Source organism: Streptomyces tricolor, from assembly GCF_002155905.1.
In the GTDB taxonomy this organism is placed as follows: domain Bacteria; phylum Actinomycetota; class Actinomycetes; order Streptomycetales; family Streptomycetaceae; genus Streptomyces; species Streptomyces tricolor.
This window is the reverse complement of sequence record NZ_MUMF01000345.1, coordinates 1-7,174: the sequence shown is the minus strand read 5'-3', so window position 1 is coordinate 7,174 and position 7,174 is coordinate 1. Positions and strand designations below refer to the sequence as shown.

Genomic DNA, 7,174 nt, shown 5'->3' with positions numbered 1-7,174 from the left:
GGTTCGTCCCCGTGGTGGCGGCACGTCGCGGAGCGCGAGGGGCGGACGGTTCGCGCGCCGTTCCCCGCGCTTCTTCGGGGCGCCTGGTGCAACCTTGGTTCCCATGGAGCCCGTCGCCGCCCTCGACCGGATCGCCTTCCTGCTGGAGCGGGCGCTTGCGCCCGCCTACCGGGTGCGGGCCTTCCGTACCGCCGCCCGGACGCTGGCCGCGCTGCCCGCGGACGAGGTCGCCGAGCGGGCCGCCGCCGGGACGCTGGAGTCGCTGAAGGGCGTCGGGCCGAAGACCGCCCAGGTCGTGCGGGAGGCGCTCGCCGGTGAGGTGCCCGGGTACCTGCGCAGACTGGAGGCGGAGGCCGGTGCGCCGGCCGGCCCCGAGACGGCCGGCGCCGGCCTGCGGGCGCTGATCCGCGGGGACTGCCACACGCACTCGGACTGGTCCGACGGGGGCAGCCCGATCGAGGAGATGGGGCGGGCGGCGGCCGAGCTGGGGCACGAGTGGACCGCGCTCACCGACCACTCGCCGCGGCTGACGGTGGCCCGGGGGCTGTCGCCGGCGCGGCTGCGGGAGCAGCTCGCGGTGGTGGCGGAGCTGAACGCGCGCTGGGCGCCGTTCCGGCTGCTCACCGGCATCGAGTGCGACATCCTGGAGGACGGCTCGCTGGACCAGGAACCGGAGCTGCTGGAGCGGCTCGACGTGGTCGTGGTGTCGGTGCACTCCAAGCTGCGGATGGACGCGCGGTCCATGACCCGCCGGATGGTGGCCGCCGTGCGCGATCCGCACGCCGATGTCCTCGGGCACTGCACCGGGCGCCTGGTCACGGGCCGGGGGCGGCCCGAGTCGCAGTTCGACGCGGACGAGGTGTTCGCCGCGTGCGCCGAGTCGGGCACCGCCGTGGAGATCAACAGCCGCCCGGAGCGGCTGGACCCGCCCCGGCGGCTGCTGCGCCGGGCGGTCGAGGCGGGGGTGCTGTTCTCGGTCGACACCGACGCGCACGCGCCCGGACAGCTGGACTGGCAGATCCTCGGCTGCGCCCGGGCCGAGGAGTGCGGGGTGCCACCCGAGCGGGTGGTGACCACCTGGTCGGCCGAGGAGCTGCTGGACTGGACCCGGGAGGGCCGGCTGCCGGCGCGCGTGGCGGGGTCCGGGCGTGGTACCCGGGCCGGGAGCTGAGGGACGGGAGCGAGGAGAGAGGACCCCGGATGGAGCGGGCCGCCGTGTTCGATGTCGACGGGACCCTCGTCGACACCAATCATCTGCACGTCGTCACCTGGTGGGAGGCCTTCCGGCAGGCCGGTCACGACGTCCCCATGAACGCCGTGCACCGGGCCGTCGGCCTGGGCTCCACGGACCTGATCGCCCATCTTCTCGGCGACGACCGGGACCGGGAGCAGGACGCGGCGCTCAGCGCGGCGCACACCGCGCTGTACGGCCAGTACTTCGACCGGCTCCCCGCGCTGCCGGGCGCCGGGGAGCTGCTGCGGCGGCTGCACGGGGACGGCTGGACGGTGGTCCTCGCCACCTCGGCGAGCGGTGCCGAGCTGGGCGCGCTGCGCCGGGCGATCGGCGCGGACGACGCCATCGCGGGCACGGCGAGCGCGGAGGACGTGCGGGAGGGCAAGCCGGCGCCGGAGCCCGTGGAGCACGCGCTGGAGCTGGCCGGGGTGCCGGCCTCGCGGGCGGTGTTCGTCGGGGACACCGTGTGGGACATGCGGGCGGGCAGCAAGGCCGGGGTGCGCTGTGTGGGGCTGCTGTGCGGCGGGATTCCGCGCGCGGACCTGGCGGAGGCGGGCGCGGAGGCGGTGTACGCCGACCCCGCCGACCTGCTGGCGCGGCTGGCCGGTAGTCCGCTGGCCTGAGCCGCACGGGTGGTGACGCAGGTCACCTGGGCGGCTGGAACACCCGGGGGTGGTTGCCCGTTGAACAAGCCGTGGGTGCGGATGGGACAGTGTCCCCGGGCCTCACCTTTTGCCCACAGGGACGATCGTTCGGCTGAAGCCCTGTGGAGCCTTTCGCCGAGAGGCGACCGCCATCCGCGCCCACCCTCGACCGCCCCGGTCGTGATTCCCCCGTCACGGCCGGGGCTTCCCATGTCCGCGAACGGGTCCACCCGCGTGTCCGCGACCGTGTCGGCGGGCCGCCGCGTGTGCGGGTCCGGCGCCCGGGTACCCGGCCGCTCGTCGCAGCCTGCGCCGTGCCGACGAGAGGAGCCGAAGGTGAGCAGCTCAGCGGGCAGCAGGGTGGTCGTGACCGGCGCCACCGGCAATGTCGGGACGAGTGTGGTGCGGCTGCTCTCGGAGGATCCCGAGGTCAAGTCGGTGCGGGGGCTGGCCCGGCGGACGCCGCAGTGGTCGCCGCCGAAGACCGAGTGGGCCGCCGTCGACCTGGGCTCGGAGCAGGCGAACCTCGCCGAGCGGTTCGAGGGCGCCGACGCGGTGATCCATCTGGCCTGGGCGTTCCAGCCGACGCACGATCCGGCCACGACCTGGCGGACCAACGTGCTCGGCGGCATCCGGGTGTTCGAGGCGGTCGCCGCGGCGCGGGTGCCGGTGCTGGTGCACGCGTCCTCCGTCGGGGCGTACTCGCCGGGGCCGAAGGACCGCCCGGTGGACGAGTCGTGGCCGACGCACGGCTGGCCGGATGCCGCGTACTGCCGGGAGAAGGCCTATCTGGAGCGCACGCTGGACGTGTTCGAGCGCGATCATCCCGAGGTGCGGGTGGTGCGGATGCGGCCGGCGTTCCTGTTCAAGTGGGAGTCGGCGAGCGAGCAGCGGCGGATCTTCGGCGGACGGTTCCTGCCCGGCCCGCTGGCCCGGCCGGAGCTGCTGCCCTTCCTGCCGGACATCCCCGGGCTCCGGGTACAGGCGCTGCACACGGACGACGCCGCCGAGGCGTACCGGCTCGCGGTGCACTCGGACTCCGCCCGGGGCGCGTTCAACCTGGCCGCCGATCCCCCGCTGGACGCCGGTGTGCTCGCCGAGCTGCTCGGCTCCCGGCCGGTGCGGCTGCCGCGTGCGGCGGTCCGCTCGGCGATCGCCGCCGCCTGGGGCCTGCACCTGCTGCCCGCCTCCCCGCACCTGTTCGACGCCGTGCTGCGGCTGCCGCTGATGGACTGCGGGCGGGCGCGGGCCGAGTTGGGCTGGGAGCCGCGGCGCACCGCGACCGAGGTGATCCAGGAGTTCCTGGAGGGCTTGCAGAAGGGCGGCGGGATGGAGACCGAACCGATGCGGGGCCGGAAGGTCGGCTGACCGGGTCCGGCCCGAGCCGAGGGAGGAACGGAGAACGCCATGGCTGTGCACAGGTCCGGATCCGGTGCCGAGGAGCGGCCGGTGCCCCGGGACATGCCCGACCAGCAGGCCCGGCCCGCCGACGACCCCTGGGACGTCTCCCCGGGCCGGGCGGCCGACGACGAACCGGACGAGGACACCGTCCCCGACACGGACGAGGCCGGCACCGGCCCCCGGGGCTCGTCCCGCCCCGGCACGGTGCACCCGGAACATCCGGCCCCGGACGAACCATCGGCCTGACCCGCCAGGCCGCCGGCCCTCCGCAGCGCGGAGCGCGAACCGTCGGACCCTGAGTTCCCCACGTTCGACGCCGCGACCTGCGGGGCACGGCCCCTCGGCGGGGCCCACCGGGCGCCGAGTCCACACGGTGTGTCCTGGTTCCGTGCGGATGAGTCGGCGGCAGCGGGCCCCGTGGGTCGCAGCCTGCCGGGCACTCCCCCGACCACAGGGCCCGCCCAGCGCGCAGTGCGCTCCCCCGCCCTGGTCCGTCGAACGCCGAGTCCCGCGCAGTGGGTCCGGCTCCGTGCGGGGCCCGCTGCCGGCCGGGCCCGCCGGACGCCGGATCCCCACGGTGGATCGCCTGGTCACAGCCCACCGGGCGCCCCCGACGGCGGGGCCCGCCCACGCGCAGTGCGCCCCTTCGCCCTGACCCGTCGAACGCAGAGCCCCGCACAGCGCGTCCCGCTCCGCGCGGGGCCCGCCCGCCGGCCGGGCCCGCCGGACGCCTGAGAGGTCGGAGGCCGCCGGAGGCTCACCTTGCTGCCCCGTCGGACGTTCCCCCTCAGTGCGGGGCGCGCTCCTCCAGGGCTGCCCGCCAGGCGGGGAGTCGGTTCTCGGTGGCCGGTTCGGGGCGGCGGCCGCCGGCGGCGAAGAACTCGGCCAGCGGCAGGATCGCCGCGCCGACCGTGACCGCGTCCGGGCCGAGCCGGCCGAGGTCGATGGTCACCTTGTCGGCCGGGTGCCGCAGGGCGTAGGTGGCCGCGTGCCGGCGTACGGCGGGCAGGAAGCGCGTGCCGAGCTGGAGCCCGGCCCAGCCGCCGATCAGGATCCGTTCGGGCTGGAAGAGGTTGATCAGGTCGGACAGGCCGGCGCCGAGGTACTCCGCGGTCTCCTCCAGCACGGCCAGCGCCACCGGGTCGGGCGCGGTGCCCTCGGGCGGGTAGGCGGCGGCGAGCATCGCGGTGAGCGCGGTCTCCTCGTCGGTGCCCTGGGGCGGCCGGCCGCCCTCCTCGCGCCAGCGGGCGAGCAGCGACTCGGCCCCGGCGTAGGCCTCCAGGCAGCCGGGCGCACCGCAGCGGCAGCGGCGTCCGCGCACCCGTACCGTCAGATGGCCCCATTCCACGGCCCGCCCGTGCTCCACCTCGGGCGTGACCAGGCAGGCGCCGACACCGGAGCCGAAGAGCACGACCACGGCGTTGCGGGCGCCGCGCCCGGCGCCGAACCACATCTCGGCCTGGCCGAGGGTCTTGGCGCCGTTGTCGATGAAGTACGGCACCCCGTCGGGCAGCCGGGAGGCCGAGCGCAGCAGCCGCTCCAGCGGTACCGCGTCCCAGCCGATGGTCTGCCCGTGGACGACGGCGCCCCGGTCCGGGGTGTGTTCCACGATGCCCGGGACGCCCACGCCCACGCCGAGCAGCCGGCCGGGGTCGGCCTGTCCGGCGGTGAGGACCTCGGCGACGCCGTCGCGGATGTGGCCGGCGATGAGGTCGGCGTCGTACCCCTGCGGGGTCAGCGGGCGTTCGGCTCGGGCCAGTTCGGTGAGGGCCAGGTCGAACAGCTCGACGCGGACGCGGGTCTCGCCGACGTCGACGCCGATCATCTGCCCGCTGTGCGGGGCGACGCGCAGCAGGGTGCGGGGCCGGCCGCCGTCGGAGTCGACGCTGCCGGCCTCCTCTACCAGTCCGTCGGCGATCAGGTCGGCGACCACGTTGCTGACCGAGCCGGAGCTGAGTCCGGTGGCCGGGCCCAGCTCGAACCGGCTGAGCGGGCCGTCGAAGTACAGCCGCTGGAGCACCGCCGTGCGGTTGCCTCGTCTCAGGTCGCGTACCGTGCGCCCGTTGCGCCCCGCCATGTGGCTCCCTTCACGAACCGTGCCCGACCTGCAACATACCCCTTCGGGCAGCCGGGACGCGACATTTTCCCAACCCTTAGTTCACGCTATGAGCTAAGGCGGAGACGGGTGAGGTCGTCCAGCGCGGCGACCAGCTGCGGGCCGACGGTCTCCCGGGTCCACCGGCGCCGGTCCGCGTCGACACCCCGGGGCACCGTCTCGACCAGCATGATCAGGTAGAGGTAGGCGCGGTAGAGCGCCAGCCGGGTCCGCTCCGGGCGCCCGAAGCCGACCCGGCCGCCGCCGTCCCGGTAGCCCGCGAGGAAGTCCCGGTCCCGCTCGATGTCGTCCAGCAGCGCCAGGGAGACGAAGTCGGCGAGCGGGTCGCCCCAGAACATGCGCTCGCCGTCGATCAGCCCGCCGACGCGCGGCCCGCCGGGGGCCCGGTCCACGAGGATGTTGCCCGGCCACAGGTCGAAGTGGACCGGGCGCGCCACGGTGACCTCGTCCAGCGCGTCGTACCCGGACCGCAGCGTGCGGGCCACCTCGTCGGCGGGCCGGGGCAGTTCGGCGGCGTAGTCGCGGGCGTCGGCCAGGACCGCGTCGAGCATCGCGGTGAACGCCGTACGCCAGTCGGGGGCGAGCGGGCCGAGCGCGCCCGAGGGGTAGCCGAAGCCGGGTCCGGTGAGCCGGTGCAGCCGGGCCACCTGTGCGCCCAGCTCGCGGCGCAGGGCCGCCTGCTCCGCCGGGGTCAGGGAGTCGTCCCAGGGTGCTCCGGGGCAGAGGGTCTGCAGCGCGTGCCGCGCCTGTGGGCCCGGGTCCGTGTGCACCGTGCGGGGCGCGGGGACCCGGGCCCGGGCGGCGGCCCGGCAGAACACCTCCTCCGAGCGCAGCAGCCGGGACTCGTAGCGCAGGCCCGGCCCGGGCGGGGCGGTCTTCAGCACGTAGCGGCTGCCGTCGGCGAGCCGGAGCTCCTCGACGGTGTTGTAGGTGCCGCCGCCGAGGGGGCGCACGGTGACCAGCCGGGAGGGCGGCAGGCCCGCCGCGGCCAGGACCCGCCGCGTACACGTCCTCCACGTAACGCCCGTCGGCCACCAGCGCACCGAGCCAGCGCTCGGCCGCCGCCTCGTCGGCGCCGGGGGTGCGTTCCCGGTACAGGGTACGGAAGGCCTCGCGGACGCCGGGGGCCATGCGGGCGCCGTCGCCGCAGACGTACACCCGGGCGCCGTCGGCGAGCAGCCGCCAGACCTCGTCGGCCTCGGCGGCGATCCGGTGCTGGACGAAGCAGGCCCCGTTCTCGGGGGCGGCGCTGAACGCCGGGCGCAGGGACACCGCGCCGGCCCGCTCGGCGGCCCGCAGCTCGTCGGCGTGCAGGTAGTCGGCGTCGGGGGCGTCGCAGCCGAAGTAGAGGAGGGCAGGCGGGAGGTGGGCGCCCTCTCGCCGGGCCGCCGAGCGGTCGGCGACGGCTCCCCGGAACGGGGCGAGTCCGGTGCCCGCTGCGACCATCACGACGGGTGCCGAGGGGTCGATCCGGAAGGCCTCGCGGCAGGGCTGGACGCGGGCGTACACGGTGTCGCCGGGGCGCAGGGAGGCGAGATGACCGGAGCCGGTGCCCCGGTAGCGGCCCTTGCCGGACCGGGCGGGGGCGTCGAGCACGGACACCATGAGGTCGGCGTGGCGCGGGTCGGCCGCGGGCGCCGAGGAGATGGAGTAGTGGCGGGGGCGCAGCGGGGTCAGCAGGTCGAGCAGGAGCGGCCAGCCGAGGGCGCCGCGCAGGGCGGGGTGGTCCTCGGCCAGCTCGACCAGGGTGCGCGGGTCGTCGCCGGGGAGGGTGGCGAG

Annotated in this window: 6 protein-coding genes and 1 pseudogene; 4 read left to right on the top strand and 3 right to left on the bottom strand. The window is 76.2% G+C overall.

Annotation, left to right across the window (positions count from 1 at the left end):
- Positions 1–103: 103 nt before the first annotated feature.
- From CCN44_RS24115 to CCN44_RS24100, 4 genes are all read left to right on the top strand, one after another.
- Positions 104–1,171, top strand: a complete 1,068-nt coding sequence (locus tag CCN44_RS24115) for a PHP domain-containing protein (protein WP_086699467.1) — start codon at positions 104–106, stop codon at positions 1,169–1,171.
- A gap of 29 nt (positions 1,172–1,200) precedes the next feature.
- Complete coding sequence (locus CCN44_RS24110) at positions 1,201–1,857, top strand: HAD family hydrolase (RefSeq protein ID WP_086699464.1); 657 nt, start codon at positions 1,201–1,203, stop codon at positions 1,855–1,857.
- A 357-nt stretch (positions 1,858–2,214) separates the two neighbouring features.
- Positions 2,215–3,246 (top strand): SDR family oxidoreductase, encoded by a 1,032-nt coding sequence (locus tag CCN44_RS24105; protein ID WP_059246763.1) that lies wholly within the window; start codon positions 2,215–2,217, stop codon positions 3,244–3,246.
- A 39-nt stretch (positions 3,247–3,285) separates the two neighbouring features.
- Entirely contained in the window at positions 3,286–3,525 is a 240-nt protein-coding gene (locus CCN44_RS24100; protein WP_223283696.1) for a hypothetical protein, read from the top strand.
- A 541-nt stretch (positions 3,526–4,066) separates the two neighbouring features.
- On the opposite strand, the gene CCN44_RS24095 is transcribed toward CCN44_RS24100, so the two are convergent.
- The 3 genes and pseudogenes from CCN44_RS24095 to CCN44_RS24085 form a co-directional block, all read right to left on the bottom strand.
- Positions 4,067–5,356 (bottom strand): ROK family transcriptional regulator, encoded by a 1,290-nt coding sequence (locus CCN44_RS24095; protein WP_086699461.1) that lies wholly within the window; start codon positions 5,354–5,356, stop codon positions 4,067–4,069.
- Between the two features lie 86 nt (positions 5,357–5,442).
- Complete coding sequence (locus CCN44_RS24090; protein ID WP_244203956.1) at positions 5,443–6,348, bottom strand: phosphotransferase family protein; 906 nt, start codon at positions 6,346–6,348, stop codon at positions 5,443–5,445.
- Between the two features lie 40 nt (positions 6,349–6,388).
- Positions 6,389–7,174 (bottom strand): annotated as a pseudogene (locus CCN44_RS24085) (ferredoxin reductase domain-containing protein); the annotation flags it as partial.

Bases quoted from the DNA above. Each gene is read 5' to 3' on its own strand.
- CCN44_RS24115 (WP_086699467.1), top strand. From the start codon at position 104: ATGGAGCCCGTCGCCGCCCTCGACCGGATCGCCTTCCTGCTGGAGCGG.
- CCN44_RS24110 (WP_086699464.1), top strand. From the start codon at position 1,201: ATGGAGCGGGCCGCCGTGTTCGATGTCGACGGGACCCTCGTCGACACC.
- CCN44_RS24100 (WP_223283696.1), top strand. From the start codon at position 3,286: ATGGCTGTGCACAGGTCCGGATCCGGTGCCGAGGAGCGGCCGGTGCCC.
- CCN44_RS24095 (WP_086699461.1), bottom strand. From the start codon at position 5,356: ATGGCGGGGCGCAACGGGCGCACGGTACGCGACCTGAGACGAGGCAAC.